A 24,847-nucleotide genomic window follows, 5' to 3' on the forward strand; every position below is an offset into this window, starting at 1 on the left:
TTCAACTTAAAGAGCTCGAAACCATAAAAATAAGGATGCCCTTAAAAGGACATCCACTAAAAAGAGATTATTTGTGCACCTTGCTTTGAATAAGCACAGCCGCAGCGGCAGATTGGAGAATCTTGAGCAGCATGTACCCAAAAAGACCTCCGATGGTGTTTAAGATCATGTCATCCACATCAAAGCCCCCTACATGGAAAACGAGCTGAATGGTTTCCACAGTAAGGGACACGAAGAAAGAGAATATGGTAATCTTAATTGCCCCTTTCCAGCGCTCTGAGAGAAGGGGAAGTAAAAAGCCTAGCGGCATAAAGGCAATAATATTACCGAATAGATTGGTGAACCATATACGGAAACTAAAGTAATCCATATAAATGATATACATTTTGATGGTCTCAAACGGTGTCAGGTTATAATCCTCCACTCGGATATCCTGACGATAATAGCCAAAAAATAATAGATAGGATAAGAGTAAAAGATAAGCAGCAAATAAGAGATATAGGAAGGCAGTCATTATCTTGCTGTTGGCTACTCGTTCTAGAAGATTCATTACATGCTCCCCCTTGCCCTATTGTCTTGTTTGTGCATTCATGGCTGCGTTGATTCCTGCAAGACGTCCGGTAACGAGGGCAGAGGTAATATTGTAGCCTCCAGTGTACCCGTGAATATCTAATATTTCGCCGCAGAAGAATAAACCTGGCATGAGCTTGCTGGCCATAGTTTTCGGCTCTACTTCTTTGACAGATATCCCCCCGCCGGTGACAAATGCCTTATCCAGAGAGAGTGTGCCGTTTACAGCCACTGGGAATTTCTTGATATCTTGACAGAATGAACGCCATTTATCGTGGGAGATAGTTGCCCCCTGTGCAGCCGGGTCAATTTGATTCCTTTCCAGCAGAAATAATAGATAACGTTCAGGGAGAAGTCCCTTCAGGCTATTTTTCACTGCCTTCTTATCATCTGTCTTAATGGTTTGAATGATTTGCTGGAACAATTGCTCCGCATTCATATCCGGCAGTGCATCAATTTGGACGATAACTTCTTTTAGCTTCCATTTCTTCAGTGCCTTGACAACAAACTGGCTGCATCTAAGCACGCCTGGACCTGATAAGCCAAAATGGGTAAAGATCATGTCCATGCGATGGGTAATGAGCGCCTTGCCCTTTGGATTCAATACACTGATGGATACGTCGCGTAAGGAGAGACCCTGTAATGCTTTATTTTGGATGAATGTCTCACTGGAGGTTAAAGGCACCTCCGTTGGGAAAAGCTCAGTTACTGTATGACCGGCTTTCTCTGCCCAGGCATATCCATCTCCGGTTGAACCTGTATGCGGAACGGATTTACCCCCGACTGCTAGGACGACTGAACTCGTTTCAATAAGTTCTCCTTCTTTTGTCTGGATACCTTTAACATGACCGTCCTCATAGAGGACATCACTGACAGGACAATCGGTACGGACGTGTGCACCAAGCTCGAGCAGACGCCCAACCATGGCATCGACAACGGATTGAGCCTTGTCGTTAACAGGGAACATCCGCCCATGGTCTTCTTCCTTAAGTTCTACGCCAAGCTCTTTGAAGAAGGATATGATTCCTTCATTATCAAATTCGGAAAAAGCTCCATAAAGGAATTTTCCGTTTCCTGGGATATGGCGGATAATCTCTTCAACAGGCAGACGATTCGTTACATTGCAGCGTCCTCCGCCTGAGATGGCTAATTTTCTGCCGAGTTTGGACCCTTTATCAATTAACAGCGTAGAAGACCCCTTCTCTGCGGCTGCTATGGCAGCCATAAGTCCAGAGGGGCCTCCACCAATAATCACAACATCATATTTCATCTATTCCACTCATTTCTAACATGCTTATAAGGTCTATTATAAGCGAATCTCACAAGAAGGCAAAAGCAAGAGCGGGGAATGGATATGTATATATTGGAAGGGTATCTATTGTATTGACCTTAAACTTACAACTTATCTCATTGTCAAAAGGTATGGAAAAGAGTAAACTACTGAATAGTGAACATAAAAATAAATCTATTCTACTATATAAGTGAAAGTACGAAAGGGTTTGAAGCATGTCATCGAAACTGATTAGAGGCACCTTTATTTTGACTATTGGCATGGTTTTTTCGAAAATGCTCGGATTATTCTATGTCATTCCCTTTAATAAAATCGTAGGAACCGAAGGCATTGCCTTATATGGGTTTGCCTACACTCCTTATACGATTTTCATTAGCATCGCAACTGCTGGGGTTCCGATGGCTGTAGCAAAATTTGTAGCAAAGTATAATGCGATGGGTGAATATGCAATCGGGAGGAAGCTGTTTGAGTCAGGTCAAAAGGTCATGATGATGACTGGGGTATTTGCCTTTCTGCTCATGTATGTTACTGCTCCTGGACTAGCTTCTGTCATGGAGACGCAGTCCTATTCAGTCGAAGAGGTGACTACGGTTATCAGGTCAGTCAGCTTTGCCTTGATTCTTGTCCCATCCCAAAGCTTGTTCCGGGGGTTCTTCCAAGGAAATGAATCAATGGGACCGACAGCTGTCTCCCAAGTTATTGAGCAAATTGTTCGCATCATTTTCATGCTTGCGGGAGCTTACATTGTCTTGAATGTACTTGGTGGAAGTATCGTACCCGCGATGGGGGTAGCCGTGTTTTCGGCATTTGTTGGAGCCGTTGCCGGGCTTGTTGTTTTACTTTGGTATTGGCGGAAGCGGAAGGGGCATCTTGATGCTTTGCTTAAGAAAAGCAAAAATGAAGTGGACATCTCAATGGGAGCCATCTACAAGGAAATTCTCCTTTCATCAATTCCCTTCATTTTTGTCGGTCTTGCGATGCCACTTTTCCAAATGGTTGATACGCTCACCTTTAACAGGGCAATGGTATCGATTGGGCTTGCTGAGATTACCGATACGGCTTTTGGTGTGTTGAACGTGACCTCGCAGAAGCTCGTTCTCATTCCCATGACGCTAGCTACAGCGTTTTCACTATCCATCGTGCCAAGTGTGACAAAATCATTTGTGGAGAAGAAATGGACGTTATACAATCAACAATTAACTGAAACATTCCAAGTGCTTTTATTCTTGCTTATTCCAGCAGTTACGGGGATGAGTGTTCTTGCAGACAGTGTTTACGGATCCTTCTACGGTTTCTCTGAACTTGGTTCTTCTGTTTTAGCCGTCTATGCGCCTGTAACGATATTATTCGCGATGTTCTCTGTGACCGCAGCTATCATGCAGGGAATTAACCAACAAAGGTTTACCGTTCTTAGCTTATTGACAGGTTTACTCGTGAAGCTAAGCATAAATATTCCTCTTATCCGGATGTTTGAGACAAATGGAGCGGTATATGCGACAGGTCTGGGATTCTTAGTTGCTATTCTGATTAATCTATATATAATTCATTATTTTTCAGGATACAAGCCAGGTCTTGTCCTTCGCCGGTCCCTCCTTGCGCTCCTTATTGCTGCTGTGATGGCTGTTGTTGTTAAATTGCTCGATATACTCCTAGCTGGATGGCTGGGCTCTGGCGGCCAGATGATTGCGGTGATGCGTGTAGCCATTACGATACCAGTCGGGGTTCTTGTCTACTTCCTTCTCTCTTATAAGACAGGCCTTCTCCAGGCGGTATTTGGAGAAAAGACGGATGCTCTGATGCGTAAGTTTCGTATAAAGAAATAAATGAAGGAAAATGAAGATGGCCTGCTTTTTAAAGCAGGCCATCACTTTAATAATCTTCTCGTATACCGAGGATATTCTCGATGCGGCTTACGCGTCGGTCCAGCCTGTTGACCTGGCGCTCGAGTTGGTTAAGCCGACTGTTTATGCTGCCCCCTTGTGGAGGGAAACCTGGAATGCCTGGGATTCCAGGAAATAAGGTAGGATTAGGAGGAGCTTGCTGCCGGCTTTCCTGTTCGACCGACATGGGGTGGAAATAGGATGAATAATACATGGAAACACTCCTTGTGTTTGAATTTGTACCGTACAGTTTATTCAAATAATGATAAATAGGTGATACAGATGAGAATCGATAAATTACTCGCTAATTCCGGCTTTGGAAGTAGAAAGGATGTTAAGAAATTATTGAAATCAGGAGCGGTCCTCTGCAATGAGAAGAAAATCACGGATGCAAAGGCACATGTTGATCCTGAGCAAGACCAAATCATGGTTCATGGTGAATTGGTTGAATACAGGGAGTTTATATATGTCATGATGAATAAGCCGCAGGGCTATATTTCCGCGACAGAGGATGACCGCCTTCAGACGGTTCTTGATTTATTGGAACCTGAGGATGCTTACATGAAGCCATTCCCTGTCGGACGCCTTGACCGAGATACAGAGGGACTGCTTGTCCTGACCAATGACGGCCAGCTTGCTCATGATGTGCTCGCACCGAAAAAGCATGTGCCGAAGACCTATTATGCGGTCATTGATGGAGCGGTAGATGAAGTGGACATTGAACGGTTTAAACAAGGTGTAACCTTAGATGATGGATATGTAACAAAGCCTGGTGAGCTGACTATTCTTAAAAGCGGGACACAATCGGAAATCGAGCTGATTATTACAGAGGGCAAGTTCCATCAGGTGAAGCGGATGTTTGAAGCCGTAGGGAAAAAGGTTGTCTATTTAAAGCGAATTGCGATGGGTGCTCTTCTGCTTGATGAAAGCCTTGAGCCTGGTGAATATCGAGAGATGACAGAAGAGGAATTAGTGCTGATGCAAAAGCGCTCATGAGAAAAAGAAGACCGGAGACGGTCTTCTTTTTCTTTTAAGGAAAGACTGTTATTACGAGGTTAATTTAACTTTCTTTTGGGTGGTGGTCCACTTTCCACGACTGGGACTAACAACAAGTTCGTTATAAGCTAACACATTTAAGTCCCTTTGAATCGTGCGCGGAGTAATACCGAATTCATCGACCAGTTCTTGGGTCGTGACGGTACCATTACGAACAATAAACATGTAAATGGACTTAATTCTTGTAAGCATACGGTTTGTTGAAGGTTTCAAAAAACCACTCCTTATGGATAGTTTCCGATGGCAACATCATACATTCATCCTGCTGTATTACTTGTTTACCATAACCACCTCTTTAAGTTATCACCTTTTCAGCACTCCTTTAATTAGAAGCTTCATCCTTGAAGTCTTTCTAGTACTATAATACCCCTCCCTTTTCATGAAATCCATAGGTTCAGCTCAAAAAATTGAAAATTCATTTAATAATACATATAAATGGCTGGTACTATTTATGACTTCTTTCACTAATAATGTGTCCCAAAAAATCAACATTATATCGAATCAGTGTATTGGAAAATATATTTTAGGCATACATGATATAATAACGATATTGAAGGATAGTGAATGAAAAGAGGTTAACGGGAATGCAAATTAATTGGCAAAAAGAAGTGGAACAAAGAAAAGAACAATTGATTCAGGATACGCAAAGATTGCTTCAAATTAAGAGCACACTTGATGAAGAAACGGCAACGAAGGAAATTCCATTCGGCAAAGGAATCAAGGAAGCGCTTGATTTCATGCTGGATCTTGGTGAAAAGGACGGCTTTGCGGTAAAAAATATTGATAATTATGGAGCCCATCTTGAAATGGGACAAGGAGATGAACTGCTCGGTATATTGGGTCATCTAGATGTTGTTCCAGAAGGAGATGGATGGACAACTGATCCTTATTCAGCTGATATTCGTAATGGCAGAATCTATGCACGGGGAGCCATGGATGATAAAGGACCGACAATGGCAGCCTATTATGCCATGAAAATTGTAAAAGACCTTGGCGTGGATGTTAATAAACGTGTCCGATTGATTCTTGGAACAGACGAAGAAAGTGATTGGCGCTGCATGGATCATTATTTTGAGAAAGAAGAGACGCCAACGGTTGGCTTTGTGCCAGATGCTGATTTCCCTATTATTTATGCAGAGAAAGGAATTGCTGATTTCACCTATGAATTCGATGGTTCTCGCATGGAAGGAAAAGAAGCTACCTTGAAGAGCCTTTCTGCCGGTCAGCGCTTTAATATGGTGCCTGAATTCGCTAAAGCAGTGATTACAGCTGACAGCCAATATGCCGGAGATTGGGAGAAGCGGTATGGCGACTATTGTGCAGAGAATGAATTGACTGGTACATATACGGTGAAAGGGCAGGAGATCACGATTACGCTTGATGGGGTATCTGTCCATGGAATGGAACCGGATCTAGGTGTTAATGCCGGCCTCCGGCTAGTGGACTTTTTAGTCACACTTCCATTTGAAGGGGATGATTTCCGCTTCCTGACATTCGTGCACAATTATTTAAGCAAGGAGTCAAGAGGACGTGAGCTTGGTGTTGCCTACCATGATGAGATTACGAAGGATCTAACAATCAATTATGGCATTATTTCATATGAACATGGCGGAAAAGGCAAAATCGCCTTTAATATGCGCTATCCTGTTACATTTGACTTTGATAAGGGCTGGTCTGTACTTGAGAAAACAGCGGCCGATCATGGATTCTCTATTCAAATGAAAACCCATTTAGGTCCTCATCATGTAGACGCGGATAGTGAGCTAGTCAAAACCCTTCAAAAAATATATGAGGAGCATACGGGAGAAAAGGCTGAACTGCTCGCAATCGGAGGAGGAACGTACGCACGTGCAATCAAGAATGCCGTAGCCTTTGGTCCTTTGTTCCCGGGAAGAGAAGATGTTGCCCATCAAAAGGATGAATACATCATTATTGAGGATATGTTAAAGGCGACAGCGATGTATGCTCAAGCCATATATGAATTAACGAGATAAAGAATGCTTTCATTTACGAACATAAGGGGAGATGGGGAATATGAGTTATATCGTTTTTAATGGAAAGCTTTCGAAAAGAGAGACAATCACCATTGATATCGAGGACCGCGGCTATCAGTTTGGCGATGGAATCTATGAGGTTGTCCGTGTCTATAATGGGCGATTGTTCACATGGCAGGAGCATGTAGACCGTCTTTTTGCAAGTGCAGAGAAGATTCGCATGTCCATTCCATATACGAAGGAAGAAATGAAGACGATAATGGAAAGCCTGATTGAGAAGAATCAATTGTCTGAAGGGACGATTTACTTACAGCTGACAAGGGGAATAGCACCAAGAAATCATGCCTTCCCAGCAAATGATGTAAAAGCAGTCCTAGTTGCCTATACACGGCAAAGCAAGAGACCAGCGGATTTGATGGAAAGGGGTGTTGATGCCTTGGTCGTACCTGACAAGCGTTGGCTTCATTGTGATATTAAGAGCCTGAACCTGCTCGGAAATGTATTGGCCCATCAAGAAGCCCTTGATGCGGGATGCTATGAAGCAATCCTTCATCGAGACGGAATCATTACAGAGGGAAGCCATACAAATGTGTCCATCGTGTCAAATGGGACTGTGTATACCCATCCAGCAAATAATCTTATCTTAAATGGAATCTCCCGCATGGTTATGCTTAAAGCATGTGAGAGCAAATCCATTCCTTATGAGGAAAAGGCTTTTACGGTTGATGATCTATCGCATGCTGACGAGGTGTTTATCACCTCTACGACGCTTGAGATTACGCCGGTACGAATGATCAATGGGCAGCCTGTCGGGTCAGGGGACCGATATCCGATTATACGGAAACTGCAGGATGCCTTTATACAGGAGATTGAGGCTGAGTGCGGCCCGCTCCATTAAGCAGTAATTGCCTGGAATAGAATTGTTCCGGGCTTTTTTTCTATTACTAACCTAATCATATCGCTGACCGGGGTTAAAATAAGTGTAAAATAATAAAGGAGATAACCGATGAACAGAAGAAGCCATTATTTCTTTGCGCTGGAATTACCGAAGGAATGTAAACGGGAATTGAATGATTGGGCAGGAAGAGCAGGGGATGTCTATGCCTTTAAAAGCTGGGTGCATCCAGAGGATTATCATATCACCTTAGCCTTTCTAGGGGCCGCTGAGCAGGACAAGCTCAAGATAGCATTAAAGCTCATTGAACAGAAGATTGCACAATATCAACCATTCTTGATTGAAATAAACGGGCTGGGAACATTTGGCCAGAAGGACAGTCCTCGTATCCTATGGGCAGATTCTGAGAAATCAACGATGATGCAGACTGTGCGGGAAATGGTATACAATGCCTGTCTTGAAGCGGGATTTGAACTAGATACGAAGCCTTTTGTTCCACATATAACGTTAGCAAGAAGGAGCAAGAATAAGATTGAACCAGGAAGCATTACGGAATGGGGAAGCGGGCTGCCTAGAATAGAACCATGCGAAATCAAGAATGTAGTCCTTTATCGGACGGATACAGAGAAACAGCCAAAGTATGAACCCATCGTGCGCTTTGCGATAGGAAAATGACTGGAAGAACAAAGGGGAAGGATGGGGACCAATGAGTCAATTGATTAAGCTGCAAGACTTCATTTCCCGATATGAACAGGATATTTACCATTATTCTTCACAATTTGTCCATGTGAAGAATGAAGAGTGGTCACGTTTAAAGAAAGCCTATGAAGCCGGTGATCTAAGCCGGTACTTAATTGGGGGAGAGATGGATTCTCCCTCTTTAGAGGAAGATACGCGCCCTTTTCGACAAAGAATCAAGAAATTCTTCTTAAAGGAGAGGGGAGAGGTAAGGGAAGAGGCTGCTGTTTCTGTAAAGCAGGAGAAACCACCTATTGAAGCTCCGCGTTTCCTGCGTACAGTCCCAGAAGATGAGCAGGAGTTAAAGCAATCATTTCTGGATTACTTTTATCCATTTCAGCTGAAGTGGGCTGTGACAGCAAGTGATGAAGGGCCTCTGCATCTGGGTCGCTATCAATTCGACTGGAATCTGCGCTTTTTCCTTCAGCGTATTCCGGATAATTGCCTGGTATTATACAAGCCGGTGCTGGAATGGAAGAATGCGCCTGTAGAGCTGGAAATCATTCTGCTCACGCCATCGGAGGCTTGGTGTCTGACCGTGCTTGAGGCAGAGGATGATGCCGTTTTTGTCGGCGGTAAAGACCGTTTTTGGACAAGGACACATCATGATAAGGCAGATAAAAAAGTGCTCGACCCGACTATCACATTAAAACGGATGCAATGGATTCTTCAACAGATTTTTGCTGCTAAGGATATGGTGTTTCCGATTCGAAAAGGCATTATTTGCCGTAATGGCTATATTAATCAGTTGCACACATCTATTGATCAGGAAATCATCGATAAGAGGAGATTTGATGATTGGTTCAGCTCCATCCGTCATAACCGTTCTGCCATGAAGAATCTGCAGTTAAAGGCAGCACAGGCCTTATTGGCGTATGGCAGTTCGATTAGAAACAATAAGGAAGAGGAGTTAATGGATAATCATGGGGAAAGCAGAAGTGAGAGGGGATTCTCTTGAACGAAGAACCTACTATTTCATTATTAATCCTGCCGCCAAAAATGCGGGTAGCTTAAAAGTCTGGGAGAAAACAAAGGAGACCCTTGATAGGGAAGGGATATCTTATTCTTATGCCTTTACTGAATATAAGGGACATGGTGTTGCACTGGCTAGAGAGTTTCTTCAAAGCACTGGAGATGCCATTCTTGTAGCTGTAGGGGGCGATGGCACTATTCATGAGGTCGCAAACGGTGCGGCCGGTTTCCCAGGAGTAAGGATTGCTTATATCCCTGCAGGGTCCGGTAATGACTTTGCAAGGGGTGAGGGAATTGATTCGCGCCCATTGCAGGCATTATCAGGTTTGCTTCATTCGAATAAGGTGAGACCTATTGACCTTGGATTTTATAAAACAAGCAGTGGTAAGGGTTATTTATTGAACAGTTTGGGTATTGGATTGGATGCGGCCATTACGGAAGCCGTTAACCAATCACGGATGAAACACTATTTTAATAAGCTTGGAGCGGGAAAAATCATCTACTTGGCCTACTTCCTGTGGAAGTGGATGACCTATAAACCAGGGGAGATGGAAGTGGAGATTGACGATGAGTCTCATTCGTTCACAAACACTTGGCTTGTGAATGTGTCAAATCATCCATATTTTGGCGGAGGCATTAAGATATCCCCGAATGCTAAACCAGATGACGGGGTCTTTCATATACTAGTCATACATAATATTCCGAGGCTTAAGCTCCTTTTAATGTTCAGTACGGTTCTTTGGGGAGGCCACTTAAAGCTTCGGGGTGTAGATTCATTTGAGGGAAGAACGATTCGTGTTACCTCCTCATTCGAAGTGCCGATTCAGGCTGATGGTGAGAATGTTGGAGCTGGCGAAGCTTTTATTGAGATGAAGCATCATATGGTCAAACTAGCAGTTCAAGGAGAGTGAATACATTGTATACAGGCAGATTTTCGGCTTTTTTAGATGCCTTAGATCAAATTACCATCTTAATTCCTCACTCCTACCGGGTGAATGAAAAGCTATTCTTCATGCTTTTTTTTGAAGGGCAAAGAATGGGGGAGCTACGAGTTGATGAAGTCATTCAAATCGAACATTATACCAAGTACATATGCACAGCCCCATTCGAGGTACCACTTGGTGAAGAATATCAAATAGAAGACGACAAGGGAATGGCTTTTGCTCTCCAGACAGGTGCGGTTATCCGCACACCGGAGTTTGATGAAATGTATCAATATGATGGAGAGGATTTGGGCGCCATCTATGAGAAGGAAAAAACAGTCTTTAAGGTATGGGCACCAACAGCAACGAATGTAAAGCTTAAGCTGATTAATGAGTTTGGCACCGAAAAGGGAACCATACCGATGCATCGGGGAGAGCGGGGAGTATGGCACTTAACCGTCCATCAAAATTTAGAGAATCATTTCTATTCTTATTTGGTGAGAGTCAATTACATTTGGCGGGAAGCAACAGACCCTTATGCAAAGGCAGTTTCTGTCAATGGGCAATATAGTGCAGTCATTGACATGTCCCAATATAAGAAGCATGACTATTCATTGCCGAAGCTGGAAAGCCCGGTTGATGCCATCATCTATGAAACACATGTGCGCGATTTTTCTCATCATCATAATAGCGGCATGAATGCAAAAGGAAAATATGCGGCATTTAGTGAGACAGCGACAAAAACGACTAAGGGCTACTCAAGCGGAATCCAATATTTGCAGGAATTAGGGGTAACCCATATTGAGCTCATGCCGGTCAATGATTTTGCCGGAGTGGATGAGACTGTGATAGGCAAGGAATATAATTGGGGGTATAACCCGAGACATTTCTTTGCTCCGGCAGGGAATTACAGCGCAAAGCCCCATGTTCCTGGGAAACGGATTGAGGAATTAAAGGAACTGATTGAGAGCGTTCATCAGCATGGCTTAGGCGTTATTATTGATGTTGTCTTTAACCATGTTTTCCAGAAGGAAATCTCAAACTTTGAGAAAATTGTTCCAGGCTATTATTTCCGCTATGGTGCGAATGGGATGCCTTCCAATGGCAGCGGCTGCGGCAATGATCTCGCCTCCGAGCGTTTTATGGTAAGAAAGCTTATTGTATCTGCCGTTAAATATTGGCTGGAGTTCTACCAAATTGATGGATTCCGTTTTGATTTAATGGGCCTTCTTGATCTAGAGACTATGAAGGAGGTTGAAAAAACCATCCATTCCATTAAGCCGGATGCCATCATCATTGGAGAAGGATGGGACCTCCCGACCGCTCTATCGGGTGCTGATAAAACGACAATCAGCAATTCACACAAGATTGAAAATGTCGGTTTCTTTAACGATAAATTCAGGGATTCTATTAAAGGGAGTAATTTCAACCTGAAGGATACGGGCTATGTTACAGGGAAGGAATTCAGCCATGAGGAGTTCTCTCAACTTGTCCTAAACATTGGAGAGGATTATCCGCTCGGACCTGAGCAGTCCGTTAATTTTGTAGAATGCCATGATAACCATACCCTATGGGACCGCCTCCAGCTCGCAAACGGAGCAGAGTCAAATGAATCAAGAAAGAGGCGTCATCGCTTTGCCACGAGTATTGCCATCCTTTCGCAAGGGATTCCATTCCTGCATAGCGGCCAAGAATTCTTCCGGACGAAGCATGGTATTGAAAATAGCTATTGCTCACCAGATTGGATTAATGAGCTGAATTGGGATTTACGTGAGCAGAACGAGGAGACGATTTCATATTTAAGGTGCTTGATGGCTATTCGTAAAAGCCATGGGGCTTTCAGGCTCCGGAGCAGGGAAGAAATCGAAACCCATGCAAAAATGCTTGATCTGTCCCCAGCTTGCCACAGCCTGTTATATGATGATGTAGGCGAGTATGGAAGATGGGAGAGGCTTCTTGTTGTCTATCATCATGGGGAGCAGCCAACAGAGGTTGAACTTCCGGGGGAACAGGAATGGGGCATGATTTGCGGGGACTGCGGATATACAGCAGAACAGGGTGTCGAAATGGATATCAAGCATTTCACACTCGAGCCGTTAACAACGTATGTGTTTGTTCAGAATAATTGTTGTTCGAACACTTGACGAAAGCGGTATAAACCTACTAAAATTTAAGGAGATGGCTATTGAAGAAAAGCAGTCAATGGCTGTCTTTTTTATTTATATGGAAATTATGCCATACAAGTTTACGTTATTGAAGGTGAATACCATGGATTATTTAGGGCGAGAATGGGAGATAACACCTGCCGGAGGAGCGACAGGCGAAGCATTCATTGCCAGGCATGATGAGCAGAAGCTATTTTTAAAGAGAAATTCTTCTCCTTTCTTAGCTGTGCTGTCGGCCGAGGGAATTGTGCCAAAGCTTATCTGGACAAAGAGATTAGAGAATGGTGATGTGATTACAGCCCAGGAATGGATGAATGGAAGGGAACTGACTCCCGCAGAGATGTGTGAAGAATCAGTTGCAGAATTACTGCAGAAGATCCATCAATCCACACCTTTGTTAAATATGCTCCGACGCCTAGGAAAAACAGCCCAAACGCCTATTCAAATCCTGGCTTCCGTGAAGAACTCTCTTGATGGAGAGCTCAAGGAAGACAAAGCCATAAAGGAAACGATTCATTTCCTAGAACAGCATGTGAATGATGTGAAGTGTGATCATTATGTTGTTTGCCATGGAGATATTAATCATAATAACTTGCTTTTATGTGATCAAGGGAACCTATACCTCGTTGACTGGGACGAAGCAATCATTGCTGACCCTGCCATGGATATAGGAATGCTCTTATATTCATATGTAGAGAAGGACCAATGGGAGCAGTGGCTGGCGAATTATGGCTTAAGCCTTACCCCGGAATTACGATTGCGGATGAAATGGTTTGTCCTCACTCAAATGATCCAAACAACGGCCCTGCACAAAAAGAAAAACCGGCTCGCTGATATGAACCGGTGTATTGAATACTTATCCTTCGCTCAGGAATATTGAGTGATATCCTCAACCCAGCCTGCAAGTTTCTGTTGATGAGATTCAATATGATTTTCCAGATTGGCGGCATGGATGCCGCTTTGGCTGTATTGGTAAATCTCTTGCAGCACCGACATGGTAGCCTCATCAACACTAGGCTGCCTCATCAGTGAAGTTACCGTCCTCTCCAGCTGTTCGCATTCTGATTGAGAACCGCAGCAATCCTCCTGATGATTGTTCAATATATCTTTAAGAAGCATCCAACTGTGATTTTGTGACAGGGGCATATGATTCCCTTCCTTCCCTTATTGAATATGCTATAGCTTGTGTTACTTAAGAACCGATTATTCATGATAAATCCGGCCTGTAAGCCGGTTTTTGTTTTGTTCAGGGCATTTTAGAATAAGAAGAACCTTTGTGAAAAGAAAGCCAGCATGGAATTTCTGTTCATGATGTGCTACTCTTTTTACGTAAATTCAGCGGAGGTGCACGATTTTGAGACAACGTTATAAACCGTGGGCAAAGGAGAAACTCCAAAATAACCCATATTTCTGCATACAGGAACCAGCAAAGCACAAAGGCGCATGGTCTGAAGTGTTTGGAAATACGAATCCTATCCATATCGAGGTTGGAACAGGAAAAGGCCAATTCATTAATGGCATGGCCCAACAAAATCCTGATATCAACTATATCGGCATCGAGCTTGCAGACCGCGTCATCGTTACGGCGCTTGATCGTTTGCTTGAATCCAATCTGCCGAACGTGAAGCTGCTTAATGTGAATGCGCTTGAGCTTCCGGATATTTTCGCCGAGGGAGAGGTATCACGCGTATATTTGAACTTCTCCGATCCATGGCCGAAAACACGCCACGAGAAGAGAAGACTTACGTATAAGACTTTTCTTGACTTATATAAAGGAATTTTGCCGGAACATGGAGAAATTCATTTTAAGACAGATAATCGCGGACTGTTCGAATATTCCCTTGTCAGCTTTTCGCACTATGGTATGAAATTGAACTATGTCAGCCTTGATTTACACAATAGTGACTTTGAAGGAAATGTCATGACGGAATATGAACAGAAATTCTCCGCGAAGGGCAACCCTATCTATCGCTGTGAGGCAGCCTTTTAATATCTGTCCTTCTTAAGATGCGCAATCCATGATAAAGGGGAGAAACCATTGGAGAATTTGCAGTTCGGGAAGTTTACATTGACATGGCTTAATGGCGGAGATACTCATATGGATGGAGGGGCGATGTTCGGGGTAGTACCGAAGCCGCTCTGGTCCAAAAAGTATCCTGTCAATGAAAAAAACCAAATCGAATTGAGATCAGATCCTATATTGGTTCAGGCAGAAGGAAAGAACTACTTAATTGATTCTGGAATCGGCAAAGGCAAATTGACGGAGAAGCAGCTTCGCAATTACGGCGTGAGTGAGGAATCGAAGCTTGAGGAAGATTTGGAAAAGCTCGGTTTAACGACGGATGATATTGACGGCGTTCTCATGACTCATCTGCATTTTGACCATGCTTGCGGCTTGACCTGCTACCAAGATGGCAAGCTGAAAAGCGTATTTCCAAATGCAGTCATCTACACCTCGAGGGTAGAATGGGATGAAATGAGGCAGCCGAATATTCGCTCACGCAATACGTATTGGGAAGAGAATTGGAAGCCGATTGAAGGTCAGGTTAAGACCTTTGAAAAAGAGCTCACTATTGCAGAAGGCATCAAAATGGTCCACACTGGCGGACATAGTGACGGACACTGCATCATCGTAATGGAGCAAGACGGTGAGTTGCTCCTTCATATGGCTGATCTGATGCCGACAACAGCCCATCAGAACTCGCTTTGGGTCCTTGCCTATGATGATTATCCGATGGACTCAATTGGCGCGAAAGAAAAATGGGTCAAGCATGGTATCCAGAGCGGTGCCTGGTTTACGTTTTATCATGATTACGCTCATCGCGCCATCAAATGGGATGCGAGCGGCAAGGAAGTCATGAAGAAGGTAGAACGGAAAAGATAATGAAGAAAAAGCCCTGTATGAGTCCACCATAACGGACTTTTACAGGGCCTTTTTTGTTGGTTTTTGGCTGGGACTGGGAAGATTATAGAAAGAAAGGCAGATTACTTATTAAAGGTTGTCATGTGGTGTGGGGATTAATATTGGGGGACTATCGCCTATACCCAAGTAAAGGAGCCCATACACGGGGGATATCGCCCATACCCAAATAATTTAGCCCATAAAAATGACTGTTCGCTCTTAAACAAAGTGATTTCGCCCTTAACGCTAAGTTGTTCGCCCATAAACCTGATTTTTTCGCCCTTAAATCGTGAAATTAGGATTATTTCTTCAAAAATCGAAAGCCAATCAATGCCAAAAGATAAAAAAATAGACAAGCTGAGCAGTTTTTTTGAAAGAAATTCAGCCTTTTTCATCCGAAACTCTTTCAAAAACTTCTTGGATTCCACCAGTATGATTTTCCGAGTTTTCCTATGGCGCACCAAATACTCAATCAGAATCTACCCTTTGCCCTTAAGTCCCGAAATTAAGCTTCTCCTCTATAAGAAAGAGGGTCTATCAACACTAGAAGGACGAAAAATCGAAAGCTGAAGCCGTTTTTTTACTGTTCGCTTAGGGAGAAAATCCTGATAACCATAAAAATAGCCGGCTCTTAAAAGAGCCGGACTTTTGAAGCAGGTAAATATTACCCTGCTTGGTAGAGATCTAGGATGGTACCTGTATTGGCATCTGCGATGAATTCGAATTGAGAGGATTCATTCCCATCAACCTTTGTTAAACCACCTTTATACACATCGTAATCTAAGGAGTTTCTAGTGAATTTTTCTGGTTTCATCATGATCCAGGAGCCGCGGATGCTGCTTCCTTCATCGCCAAGTGTGGTTTTGATGGCTGTAAGTACTTTTTCAGGGGATACCATGTTGTTCTTGTTTGTTAGTTCCTTGACTACATAGCCAGCGGCAAACCCGGCGGCTACACCTGTGATAAATGTTTTCCAGTTCATTTTGTATTCCTCCAATCACATTGGTTCATGCATAGCTCTGTTTAAAGCCTTAATCATCTATTCCCATCCATTATACAGATTAAGCGTTTAGGAAGCTATTTTTTCAATATCTTCCAGATTGATTAGTGAATGGTTCAACATGTACAATATGAAGGAGTGAAATAATTGGTAAAGGGGATACATACGTGATGAAGCAATCAACATTGGAATTATTTAAGACCCTGACCGAATTGCCGGGAGCACCGGGATTTGAACATGATGTGCGGGCCTTCATGAAGAGAGAAATGTCCAAATATACCGACGAGTTCGTTCAGGATGGATTGGGCAGCTTATTCGGAGTTATGAGAGGCGAAGAGGATGGTCCGAAGATTATGGTTGCCGGCCATATGGATGAGGTTGGATTTATGGTGACCTCCATTACTCCAGAGGGACTGTTGCGCTTCCAGACACTAGGCGGTTGGTGGAGCCAGGTATTGCTGGCTCAGCGCGTGCGTGTTTATACGGATAACGGTCCAATCGTCGGGGTTGTCAGCTCTATACCGCCGCATTTATTGAGTGATGCTCAGAGGACGAAACCGATGGATATTGCGAATATGCTGATTGATGTCGGTGCAGATGATAAGGATGATGCGATTGCAATGGGCATTAAACCAGGTCAGCAAATCGTGCCCCATACAGAATTTACGCCAATGGCTAATCCAAAGAAAATCCTGGCGAAATCATGGGATAATCGTTATGGCTGTGGTTTGGCGATTGAGCTTTTAGAGGAGCTCCAAGGTGAAAAACTACCGAATATTCTTTATTCCGGTGCTACCGTTATGGAGGAGGTTGGTCTGAGAGGAGCAGGCACAGCGGCAACGATGATTGATCCTGATTTATTCTTTGCCTGTGATGCAAGCCCGGCGAATGACATGTCTGGCAGCAAGAATGTATTTGGCTACTTAGGACAGGGACCGCTGCTTCGTATTTATGACAGAACGACGGTCATGCATAAAGGCATGAGGGAGTTTGTTCTAGATACGGCCGAGTCTAATCATATCCCTTACCAGTACTTTGTAGCACCGAACGGTGGAACAGATGCAGGCAAGGTCCATGTAACAAACCGCGGCATTCCAAGTGCAGTCATTGGTGTCTGCTCACGCTATATTCATACATCTGCCTCCATCCTTCATATCGATGATTATGCGGCAGCAAAGGAATTGCTTGTTAAGCTCGTAAAGGCTTGTGATAAGACGACCGTAGAAACAATTAAACAGAATGGTTAATGTGTTTGGGAGGCAGTGCAAGCTGCCTTCTTTTTTAGAAAGGAAGTAAGAGCAATGATAAAGATAGCCATCGGGACAAAGAATCCAGCAAAGATTAAGGCGGCAGAACTGGCATGCAGAGAACTAGGAGGAGAATTAATAGCAGTTAATGTTCCTTCAGGTGTTGCCGAGCAGCCATTTTCAGATGAGGAGACGATGGAGGGTGCCTTAAACCGGGCAAGAAATGCGCTGATGGAGGCTGAAGCTGATTTTGGAATCGGTCTTGAAGGAGGCGTAGTCAAAACTCCGTACGGCTTGTTCATTTGCAATTGGGGAGCGCTCATGACAAAAACAGGCGATTCATTCATCGCCGGCGGAGCAAGAATTAAGCTGCCAGACGAAGTGGCACGGGAGCTCTTCTCTGGACGTGAGCTTGGGCCTGTCATGGACGAATATACGAAAAAGCAAGATATTCGGAAAACAGAAGGAGCGGTCGGGGTCTTCTCCAATAACCGTATTACAAGAGACCGGATGTTTGAACATGTGATGGAGCTATTGGTTGGGCAATATGAATACAAGGAAAGAACTTAATATTTTTCATCCTTAGATGATTTCATAATGTCAGCATGTTCATCGGCTTTGTTACTGAGGATGAAAGGAAGAATGAAGGCAGCAAGAAGCTGGATTAGGGACTTTTTTTTCATGGATAAACCTCTTCGATAATTTTTAGAAAGGCCGCGATGGAAATTGCGGCCTTCTTTTACTAATAATACCCTGTTTTCGATCATTTTGAAATCGAAATAAGTTGAATTAGGGAAAACGGTGTCTTGACACCTGACTAGACAAATAGTATTCTTTCAAATTAGATAGCTCAGATTAAATAGAATGAAAGTTTGGAGGAAGAAAAATGGATATAGCCTATGAGCAAAAACAGAAGGCTTCGCATAATAAGCTTTTAGGAGTAGCTGGTCTTGCCTGGCTTTTTGACGCGATGGATGTTGGGATTCTATCTTTTGTCATTGCCGCGCTGCAAAAGGATTGGGGGCTGACTTCCCAGCAGATGGGATGGATCGGCAGTGTCAATTCAATCGGAATGGCTGTTGGAGCCCTTGTTTTCGGATTGTTGGCAGATCGAATCGGCAGGAAGAATGTTTTGATTATTACATTGGTTTTATTTTCACTTGCCAGCGGCTTTTCAGCCTTAACGACTAGTTTGGCCATTTTCCTGTTCTTCCGATTTTTAATCGGGATGGGACTTGGAGGAGAGCTGCCAGTGGCATCGACACTTGTATCTGAGAGTGTGCCAGAAGATAAGCGTGGAAGGGTTGTCGTCCTGTTAGAAAGCTTTTGGGCTGGCGGCTGGCTTGTTGCTGCACTTATTTCGTACTTTATTATTCCTGCGTATGGATGGAGGGTTGCCCTGCTGATCAGCGCCCTGCCAGCTTTTTATGCGATATATTTACGGATTCATCTTCCTGATTCATCGAAATTTGCGACCGTAAGGAAGGAGCAGAAGCCGTCTGTGGGCGCTTCTCTTGCCATGCTCTGGAAGAAGGAATATGCAAAGCGGACCTTAATGATGTGGATTCTTTGGTTCAGTGTCGTATTTTCCTATTATGGGATGTTCCTTTGGCTTCCTAGTGTGATGGTGCTGAAAGGATTTACTTTGATTCAAAGCTTCCAGTATGTCTTAATTATGACCCTTGCTCAGTTGCCTGGTTATTTCACAGCTGCTTGGTTCATAGAGAAATTTGGGCGTAAATTCGTTCTTGTGACCTATTTATTCGGAACGGCTGTCAGTGCGTACTTCTTCGGTAATGCCGAAACACTCGCTGCGCTAATGGCTGCAGGTTGTTTCCTCTCATTCTTCAACCTTGGGGCGTGGGGAGCACTGTATGCTTATTCCCCTGAACAATATCCAACTGTTATCAGAGGGACAGGCACTGGGATGGCAGCTTCTGTCGGCAGAATAGGCGGCATATTAGGACCGCTTCTTGTCGGAAGTCTGCTGGCTAATGAAACATCGATTGAAACCATCTTCTTAATCTTTGGTATTTCCATTCTTATCGGAATGCTCGCGGTTCTCTTCTTGGGCAAAGAAACAAAAAACGTGACCTTGGAATAGCCAACCAGCCTGTTTTTGGGTATAGTATTTATACAATACCGACCCGGTGGAATGGAGGAACTAGGATGAAGAAACTTGAAAGCATGGAGCAATATGAGGAATTGAAAGGAAACGGCAAGACAATCTTTCTGTTTTCCGCTGACTGGTGCCCGGATTGCCGGTTCATTGACCCATTCATTGACGATGTGGCCGCAGCAAACCCGGAATTTACCTTTGTTTATGTAGATCGTGATCAATTCTTGGATTTGTGCATCCAATTGGACGTATTCGGCATCCCGAGTTTCGTTGCCTTTGAGGAAGGTCGCGAATTAGGCAGATATGTCAATAAGGACCGGAAGACACGGGAGCAAATTGAGGAATTCATTGCTTCATTGTGATAAAATAGGACTCCCGAATGGGAGTCTTTTTTTATTTTCGCTCTATTACAGATAAATCAAGATAGTAGAATACTGCCAGTTAACGTTTCAGCAGTTGACTCCTGCGGAATCAGTGGACGCAGATGCCGGCCGGAAGTGCTGGATGAGGCTTACCGACAGCCCCATATTTCGCTTGTTGGCGATAAAAACCAATATGTTAAGTTTAGAGGATATCCTAAAAGAGAAGATAACGAGAAAGATGGAAACAAATTGCCATGCATTCAAGAAAAATAAGTGAAAGTACGCTATAGTTATCTATAAGGAGGAATCATGATGAAGATGACAACAACGAAAATGAAGAACATACTCATGGAAAAACTCTCTAAAGGTGCGAGAACCTTTTCATATAATCAAGAACAGGAAGAACTTAGGATAGAAGATAAAGAAACGAAAAAAGGCATTACGGTGGCTTTATCCCCGCTCTTGGCCAAATTTGATCAATCAGGCGATAAAGCAATAGATGAGATTGTTTATTACGCTGAGGAATCCTTAAAGGTTATGGGTAAGGAGCATGCTCTTCACGGAAATGAGAAAAAGATCTTTCCGGTCATTCGCTCTACCTCTTTCCCCGAAGAGGCAAAAGAGGGCATTCCATTTGTAACGGATGAACATACAGCCGAAACACGCATCTATTATGCGGTTGATCTAGGCAATACATACCGTTTAATTGATGAAGAATTGATGGAGAAGGAGAAATGGGACAAAGAGATGATTCGCACGATTGCCATGTTCAATGTCCGTTCTCTTCCAGTTGAAGCTAAGAAGGATACAGTCAGGGGCAATGATTTTTATTTCATCAACCATAATGATGGCTATGATGCCTCCCGTATTTTAATGGATTCTGAGCTGAGGAAATACAAGGATGGCATGAAGGGCGCGATGGCTGTTGCTGTCCCGCATCAGGATGTGTTGATTATTGCAGATATCCAAAATAGTGCCGGTTACGATATATTAGCCCAGATGAATATGCATTTCTTCACAAATGGAAATGTTCCAATTACCGCACTGCCATTTTTGTATGAGGATGGGGAATTAGAGCCAATCTTCATTCTTGCGAAGAACAGACCCGTGGAAGACAACTAATAGTATAGGAAAATGCTACTAATTCATAGGAAATCCCCTTAAAAACATGAATTTTTTGATAAAATAAAGACTTATCATGAATAAAGAAAGTGTGAGGAAAGGTATGAGCTTTTTCAAAAAGATTGTTGATTGGTTTCATGATGACGAAGAGGATGAAGTTGAAGCATATGACCAAGAACCAAAGCCGCAAAAGCCTAAGAATAAGCAAAGCAAGCCGCCGGCTGATATAGAGACTGGAATAGAAACGAAAATACAATATAAATATCCAAAAGATAATTTTAAATTCCCGATGATCTCGGATGAAGAAATCAAGCGATTGAATGAACGGAAGAAAAAGCAGAAGGTGGAAGGTCAACAAATGCATAGCGACGGGAGGGAATGGGCTCCTGTTGCCTCAGCCATTGAAGAGCAGCCGCTTCCCCCATTACGGAAACCGCTGAAGGTGACAAGGCAAAAAAACGTAACAACGACTGTTCAGCCTAACAAAACACCATTCAGGAGAACAGAAATCCCATCCCCTATCTATGGGTTCCAAAATAGACAGGCTGGTACGAAGAAGCAGAAGACCGTTGAATATGAGCTGTCCTCACAGCCCACCCTTGATTCTGTATTGGCCTTAATGAGAGGAAAAGGGGCAGATTCAGCTGAAAAGCAGACAATGTCTGTGACTGGACCTCTGCCGGAAGACCAAAGCCAAGAATGGAAGGATGAGCGTCTCGCTACAGAAGAGGAAATGGCTCTTATTAAGCGGGAAAACCAGCTTTTCCATGAGGAAATCGCGGCTGACCCTGCTGAGGAGACTGCAATCCCTACTAATGACCTGCGAAACGATGAGAAGCTCGTTGAAGTAGAGAATACGAATCAAGACCTTGCTGAAAATGGCCTGTTTATACAGTCTGCTGCTACGGAAACAGTTGAAATCATTCCTGAGGAGAAAGCAATTATCTTGGATCGGACTGAAGAGGAGAAAAATGTCGATTTAGAAGAGTCATCTGTATCCGTTGAACTGTCAGGGGCAGAACAGTCTGAAGCTAAGGAACCAGCTGAAATCATTGCCGATGAGACAACAATGATCTCTGGTGGGAATGAAGAGGAGAAGAATGTCGATTTAGAAGCGTCATCTGTATCCGTTGAACTGTCAGGGGCAGAACAGCCTGAAGCTAAGGACACAGTTGAAATCATTCCTGAGGAGAAAGCAATCATCTTGGATCGGACTGAAGAGGAGAAAAATGTCGATTTAGAAGAGTCATCTGTATCCGTTGAACTGTCAGGGGCAGAACAGCCTGCTGAAGAGGGGACAAACCTTGAGGTCAGGGAAGAAGAGGCTGTTCTGGAAATGAATGAGCTGTCTGTTGAAGAAGCAGCAGATACAGCGTATTCTAACCTGCCGGCTGAAGAAGATGTTACAGCTGCGGAAATGCCCGTTTCCGCACTTAGCATGGATCCACTTGAGACAGCTGATTCAGAAGAGGATGCTCCGTCCATGACGGATGCTGTCCCTGCTAATGGACCTGAGAAGGAGCCGATAACGGAAAAGCCGGTATTTGACCTCTCCTTGGCCGTTAATGAGGCTGCCGAAGAAAAGGCTGAGTCTGTAAGTGAAACCCCTGTAGAGGCAGAGCAAGAGAATCCTGCTCAGGATGAGAGTGCCGCGGAGCCGAAGCTCGAAGTCATTACTTCTGGAATTGGCGAAGATGAGGACCGCAAAGCAGAGCGGGCGCGAAGAATTGAGGAGCGGAGAAAGCATATCCCATTCAATGTTCTGATGCTGAAACAGGATAAGGCAAGAATGGCTGGCAGAAAAGAGGAGAAACCTCAACAGACATCACAGGAGCCGGCCATCCTGGCAGATAAAAAAAAACAAAATGAATCCTACAGCTACCCGGATATTTCCATCCTGAAGCCGAAAATGGCTGTTCAGGAGGATTCTGATTGGCTGGCTGAGCAGGCGGAATTGCTCGATCAGACTCTTGAACAATTCAATGTAAAAGCAAAGGTATTTGCTTATTATCAAGGACCTTCTGTTACAAGATTTGAGGTCCAGCCGGAACCGGGCGTTAAGGTAAGCAAAATCACGAATTTGAGTGATGACTTGAAGCTTTCCCTTGCCGCAAAGGATATCCGTATAGAGGCGCCTATTCCTGGTAAGCGAATGATTGGCATTGAGATTCCGAATCTGCGCACTCGCCCTGTCTATTTGCGGGAAGTGCTGGAGGAGGATGTATTCCTGCAGTCAGATTCACCGCTGACAACGGCAGTCGGTCTTGATATTTCAGGTAACCCGATTGTGACAGACTTGAAGAAAATGCCGCACGGCTTGGTGGCTGGCTCTACCGGATCAGGTAAAAGCGTGTTTATCAACTCCATCTTAGTGAGCTTATTGTATAAAGCCAATCCGAGTGATGTCCGGCTGCTATTGATTGACCCGAAAATGGTCGAACTTGCTCCGTATAATCATATTCCACATTTGGCTGCCCCTGTAATTACGGATGTGAAGGCGGCAACAGCAGCCTTGAAATGGGCGGTGGAGGAGATGGACAGGCGCTATGAGCTCTTTGCTCACTCCGGGGCACGAGATATTGTCCGATATAATCAAAAGGCTGTTGAATCCGGCCAACTTGAGCATAAGCTCCCATACTTGGTCATCATTATTGATGAGCTTGCGGACTTGATGATGATGTCTCCTGCTGATGTGGAAGAAGCCATTTGCCGAATTGCACAAAAGGCGAGGGCGTGCGGTATTCATTTACTGGTGGCGACACAACGGCCATCAGTGGATGTAATTACTGGATTAATCAAGGCGAATATTCCAACGCGGATTGCCTTCTCGGTGTCCTCTCAGGTAGATTCAAGAACGATTCTCGACCAAGGCGGCGCAGAGAAGCTGTTAGGCCGAGGAGATATGCTCTTCCTGGAAAATGGCACATCGAAAACGGTTCGTTTGCAGGGGACCTTTGTGACAGATGATGAAATCGAGCAGGTTGTTGAGTATGTAAAAAGCCATGCGAAACCGAATTACATGTTTGAACCGTCTGACTTGCTCAAGCATGCGGATGTGCAGGAAGAAAAGGATGAACTCTATTTTGAAGTGTGTGAATTCGCGGTTGAAATGGGAGGTGCCTCTATTTCAAGCATCCAACGCCGTTTCCGAATCGGATACAATCGAGCTGCAAGATTGATTGATATTATGGAACGGGAAGGTGTTCTGTCAGAGGCAAGAGGAAGCAAGCCTCGAGAGGTCCTCATTTCACAGGCAGATTTAGAAGCTATCCAGGACTCTCACCTGCCTTATTAAAGTCTTGCCTAATCTTTGGGGGTTCCTTTGTCAGAAAGGAAGCCCCATAAGATTTTGCAGATTGTAAAGAAAGGTGAGCAAAATCGAGATAAATCAATCAACTCTTTGGATAGAATAAAGGATATAAAGTAAAATTGTTCCTCTAAAAAAGAGGAAGGAAAGAAAAAGTGTACTAAATCATCTAATAGGTTTATAATCATACAAGTTGTGTTATTATTCTATGGTGATTTATTATGTGTTTTCGTACGTCCACTTTAAATAAGAAATCTGCATGAAAGGCTTAAAGAGCCGAAAATAGCAAAAAAATGAAACCGTC

At 43.8% G+C, this 24,847-nt stretch carries 24 protein-coding genes; 17 read left to right on the top strand and 7 right to left on the bottom strand.

The annotated features are described in order from the left end of the window. Positions 1-67 precede the first annotated feature (67 nt). The gene (locus AC622_RS03685; protein ID WP_049669820.1) at positions 68-550 is read right to left on the bottom strand and encodes a VanZ family protein; all 483 of its coding nucleotides are present in this window, start codon (positions 548-550) and stop codon (positions 68-70) included. Between the two features lie 18 nt (positions 551-568). Further along, positions 569-1,840, bottom strand: a complete 1,272-nt coding sequence (locus AC622_RS03690) for an NAD(P)/FAD-dependent oxidoreductase (RefSeq protein WP_049669821.1) — start codon at positions 1,838-1,840, stop codon at positions 569-571. A gap of 236 nt (positions 1,841-2,076) precedes the next feature. On the opposite strand from AC622_RS03690, the gene AC622_RS03695 reads away from it, so the two are divergent. After that, positions 2,077-3,684, top strand: a complete 1,608-nt coding sequence (locus AC622_RS03695; protein ID WP_049669822.1) for a putative polysaccharide biosynthesis protein — start codon at positions 2,077-2,079, stop codon at positions 3,682-3,684. Positions 3,685-3,730: 46 nt separating this feature from the next. On the opposite strand, the gene AC622_RS20940 is transcribed toward AC622_RS03695, so the two are convergent. After that, positions 3,731-3,955, bottom strand: coding sequence for a hypothetical protein (locus AC622_RS20940; RefSeq protein ID WP_156185552.1), 225 nt, complete (start codon positions 3,953-3,955; stop codon positions 3,731-3,733). A gap of 68 nt (positions 3,956-4,023) precedes the next feature. On the opposite strand from AC622_RS20940, the gene AC622_RS03705 reads away from it, so the two are divergent. After that, positions 4,024-4,737: a pseudouridine synthase gene (locus AC622_RS03705; RefSeq protein ID WP_049669824.1), complete on the top strand. Its 714-nt coding sequence runs from the start codon at positions 4,024-4,026 to the stop codon at positions 4,735-4,737. Positions 4,738-4,788: 51 nt separating this feature from the next. On the opposite strand, the gene AC622_RS03710 is transcribed toward AC622_RS03705, so the two are convergent. Then, positions 4,789-5,010, bottom strand: a complete 222-nt coding sequence (locus AC622_RS03710) for a DeoR family transcriptional regulator (RefSeq protein ID WP_049669825.1) — start codon at positions 5,008-5,010, stop codon at positions 4,789-4,791. A gap of 371 nt (positions 5,011-5,381) precedes the next feature. On the opposite strand from AC622_RS03710, the gene pepV reads away from it, so the two are divergent. The 7 genes from pepV (at position 5,382) to AC622_RS03745 (ending at position 13,364) form a co-directional block, all read left to right on the top strand. Then, on the top strand, positions 5,382-6,791 hold the full coding sequence (gene pepV / locus AC622_RS03715; RefSeq protein WP_049669826.1) for a dipeptidase PepV: 1,410 nt from the start codon (positions 5,382-5,384) through the stop codon (positions 6,789-6,791). Between the two features lie 40 nt (positions 6,792-6,831). Beyond that, complete coding sequence (gene dat / locus AC622_RS03720; RefSeq protein ID WP_049669827.1) at positions 6,832-7,689, top strand: D-amino-acid transaminase; 858 nt, start codon at positions 6,832-6,834, stop codon at positions 7,687-7,689. 108 nt (positions 7,690-7,797) lie between these two features. Further along, entirely contained in the window at positions 7,798-8,361 is a 564-nt protein-coding gene (gene thpR, locus AC622_RS03725) for an RNA 2',3'-cyclic phosphodiesterase (protein WP_049669828.1), read from the top strand. A 31-nt stretch (positions 8,362-8,392) separates the two neighbouring features. Then, positions 8,393-9,382 (top strand): hypothetical protein, encoded by a 990-nt coding sequence (locus tag AC622_RS03730; RefSeq protein ID WP_049669829.1) that lies wholly within the window; start codon positions 8,393-8,395, stop codon positions 9,380-9,382. Next, entirely contained in the window at positions 9,348-10,307 is a 960-nt protein-coding gene (locus AC622_RS03735) for a diacylglycerol/lipid kinase family protein (protein WP_049669830.1), read from the top strand. Before AC622_RS03730 ends, AC622_RS03735 begins: the two co-directional genes overlap by 35 nt. Then, complete coding sequence (pulA, locus tag AC622_RS03740; RefSeq protein ID WP_197089901.1) at positions 10,304-12,463, top strand: type I pullulanase; 2,160 nt, start codon at positions 10,304-10,306, stop codon at positions 12,461-12,463. Before AC622_RS03735 ends, pulA begins: the two co-directional genes overlap by 4 nt. A gap of 124 nt (positions 12,464-12,587) precedes the next feature. After that, on the top strand, positions 12,588-13,364 hold the full coding sequence (locus AC622_RS03745) for a phosphotransferase family protein (RefSeq protein WP_049672771.1): 777 nt from the start codon (positions 12,588-12,590) through the stop codon (positions 13,362-13,364). On the opposite strand, the gene AC622_RS03750 is transcribed toward AC622_RS03745, so the two are convergent. Beyond that, positions 13,352-13,630, bottom strand: coding sequence for a YtzH-like family protein (locus AC622_RS03750; protein ID WP_049669832.1), 279 nt, complete (start codon positions 13,628-13,630; stop codon positions 13,352-13,354). The genes AC622_RS03745 and AC622_RS03750 overlap by 13 nt on opposite strands. Before the next feature lie 208 nt (positions 13,631-13,838). On the opposite strand from AC622_RS03750, the gene trmB reads away from it, so the two are divergent. Next, positions 13,839-14,474: a tRNA (guanosine(46)-N7)-methyltransferase TrmB gene (gene trmB / locus AC622_RS03755; protein WP_049669833.1), complete on the top strand. Its 636-nt coding sequence runs from the start codon at positions 13,839-13,841 to the stop codon at positions 14,472-14,474. A gap of 48 nt (positions 14,475-14,522) precedes the next feature. After that, positions 14,523-15,368, top strand: coding sequence for a YtnP family quorum-quenching lactonase (locus AC622_RS03760; protein ID WP_049669834.1), 846 nt, complete (start codon positions 14,523-14,525; stop codon positions 15,366-15,368). A gap of 155 nt (positions 15,369-15,523) precedes the next feature. On the opposite strand, the gene AC622_RS03765 is transcribed toward AC622_RS03760, so the two are convergent. Both AC622_RS03765 and AC622_RS03770 read right to left on the bottom strand, forming a co-directional pair. Continuing rightward, positions 15,524-15,781: a hypothetical protein gene (locus AC622_RS03765; RefSeq protein ID WP_049669835.1), complete on the bottom strand. Its 258-nt coding sequence runs from the start codon at positions 15,779-15,781 to the stop codon at positions 15,524-15,526. Between the two features lie 269 nt (positions 15,782-16,050). Then, positions 16,051-16,368: a peptidase M4 gene (locus tag AC622_RS03770; RefSeq protein ID WP_049669836.1), complete on the bottom strand. Its 318-nt coding sequence runs from the start codon at positions 16,366-16,368 to the stop codon at positions 16,051-16,053. A gap of 188 nt (positions 16,369-16,556) precedes the next feature. Here AC622_RS03770 and AC622_RS03775 point away from each other — a divergent pair, with 188 nt between their 5' ends. The 6 genes from AC622_RS03775 (at position 16,557) to AC622_RS20395 (ending at position 24,531) form a co-directional block, all read left to right on the top strand. Beyond that, positions 16,557-17,633 (top strand): M42 family metallopeptidase, encoded by a 1,077-nt coding sequence (locus tag AC622_RS03775; RefSeq protein WP_049669837.1) that lies wholly within the window; start codon positions 16,557-16,559, stop codon positions 17,631-17,633. A 54-nt stretch (positions 17,634-17,687) separates the two neighbouring features. Continuing rightward, positions 17,688-18,203, top strand: coding sequence for a DUF84 family protein (locus AC622_RS03780; RefSeq protein WP_197089902.1), 516 nt, complete (start codon positions 17,688-17,690; stop codon positions 18,201-18,203). Between the two features lie 316 nt (positions 18,204-18,519). Next, a complete protein-coding gene (locus AC622_RS03785) occupies positions 18,520-19,737 on the top strand; it encodes an MFS transporter (RefSeq protein ID WP_049669838.1) in 1,218 nt (405 codons plus the stop codon). Between the two features lie 65 nt (positions 19,738-19,802). Beyond that, positions 19,803-20,114 carry a thioredoxin family protein gene (locus tag AC622_RS03790; protein ID WP_049669839.1) on the top strand — a complete coding sequence of 104 codons (312 nt, stop codon included), beginning with the start codon at positions 19,803-19,805 and terminating at the stop codon, positions 20,112-20,114. A 312-nt stretch (positions 20,115-20,426) separates the two neighbouring features. Next, on the top strand, positions 20,427-21,236 hold the full coding sequence (locus tag AC622_RS03795; protein WP_049669840.1) for a DUF1444 domain-containing protein: 810 nt from the start codon (positions 20,427-20,429) through the stop codon (positions 21,234-21,236). Positions 21,237-21,339: 103 nt separating this feature from the next. After that, complete coding sequence (locus AC622_RS20395) at positions 21,340-24,531, top strand: DNA translocase FtsK (RefSeq protein ID WP_053103709.1); 3,192 nt, start codon at positions 21,340-21,342, stop codon at positions 24,529-24,531. Positions 24,532-24,847: the final 316 nt, after the last annotated feature.

The organism is Bacillus sp. FJAT-27916 (assembly GCF_001183965.1).
In the GTDB taxonomy this organism is placed as follows: Bacteria; Bacillota; Bacilli; order Bacillales; family Pradoshiaceae; genus Pradoshia.

What these genes read in the sequence shown, in the direction of transcription:
- AC622_RS03685 (WP_049669820.1), bottom strand. Translation starts at nt 550, where the DNA reads ATGAATCTTCTAGAACGAGTAGCCAACAGCAAGATAATGACTGCCTTC.
- AC622_RS03690 (WP_049669821.1), bottom strand. Translation starts at nt 1,840, where the DNA reads ATGAAATATGATGTTGTGATTATTGGTGGAGGCCCCTCTGGACTTATG.
- AC622_RS03695 (WP_049669822.1), top strand. Translation starts at nt 2,077, where the DNA reads ATGTCATCGAAACTGATTAGAGGCACCTTTATTTTGACTATTGGCATG.
- AC622_RS20940 (WP_156185552.1), bottom strand. Translation starts at nt 3,955, where the DNA reads ATGTATTATTCATCCTATTTCCACCCCATGTCGGTCGAACAGGAAAGC.
- AC622_RS03705 (WP_049669824.1), top strand. Translation starts at nt 4,024, where the DNA reads ATGAGAATCGATAAATTACTCGCTAATTCCGGCTTTGGAAGTAGAAAG.
- pepV (WP_049669826.1), top strand. Translation starts at nt 5,382, where the DNA reads ATGCAAATTAATTGGCAAAAAGAAGTGGAACAAAGAAAAGAACAATTG.
- dat (WP_049669827.1), top strand. Translation starts at nt 6,832, where the DNA reads ATGAGTTATATCGTTTTTAATGGAAAGCTTTCGAAAAGAGAGACAATC.
- thpR (WP_049669828.1), top strand. Translation starts at nt 7,798, where the DNA reads ATGAACAGAAGAAGCCATTATTTCTTTGCGCTGGAATTACCGAAGGAA.
- AC622_RS03730 (WP_049669829.1), top strand. Translation starts at nt 8,393, where the DNA reads ATGAGTCAATTGATTAAGCTGCAAGACTTCATTTCCCGATATGAACAG.
- AC622_RS03735 (WP_049669830.1), top strand. Translation starts at nt 9,348, where the DNA reads ATGGGGAAAGCAGAAGTGAGAGGGGATTCTCTTGAACGAAGAACCTAC.
- AC622_RS03745 (WP_049672771.1), top strand. Translation starts at nt 12,588, where the DNA reads ATGGATTATTTAGGGCGAGAATGGGAGATAACACCTGCCGGAGGAGCG.
- AC622_RS03750 (WP_049669832.1), bottom strand. Translation starts at nt 13,630, where the DNA reads ATGCCCCTGTCACAAAATCACAGTTGGATGCTTCTTAAAGATATATTG.
- AC622_RS03765 (WP_049669835.1), bottom strand. Translation starts at nt 15,781, where the DNA reads ATGAAAAAGGCTGAATTTCTTTCAAAAAAACTGCTCAGCTTGTCTATT.
- AC622_RS03770 (WP_049669836.1), bottom strand. Translation starts at nt 16,368, where the DNA reads ATGAACTGGAAAACATTTATCACAGGTGTAGCCGCCGGGTTTGCCGCT.
- AC622_RS03775 (WP_049669837.1), top strand. Translation starts at nt 16,557, where the DNA reads ATGAAGCAATCAACATTGGAATTATTTAAGACCCTGACCGAATTGCCG.
- AC622_RS03780 (WP_197089902.1), top strand. Translation starts at nt 17,688, where the DNA reads ATGATAAAGATAGCCATCGGGACAAAGAATCCAGCAAAGATTAAGGCG.
- AC622_RS03785 (WP_049669838.1), top strand. Translation starts at nt 18,520, where the DNA reads ATGGATATAGCCTATGAGCAAAAACAGAAGGCTTCGCATAATAAGCTT.
- AC622_RS03790 (WP_049669839.1), top strand. Translation starts at nt 19,803, where the DNA reads ATGAAGAAACTTGAAAGCATGGAGCAATATGAGGAATTGAAAGGAAAC.
- AC622_RS03795 (WP_049669840.1), top strand. Translation starts at nt 20,427, where the DNA reads ATGAAGATGACAACAACGAAAATGAAGAACATACTCATGGAAAAACTC.
- AC622_RS20395 (WP_053103709.1), top strand. Translation starts at nt 21,340, where the DNA reads ATGAGCTTTTTCAAAAAGATTGTTGATTGGTTTCATGATGACGAAGAG.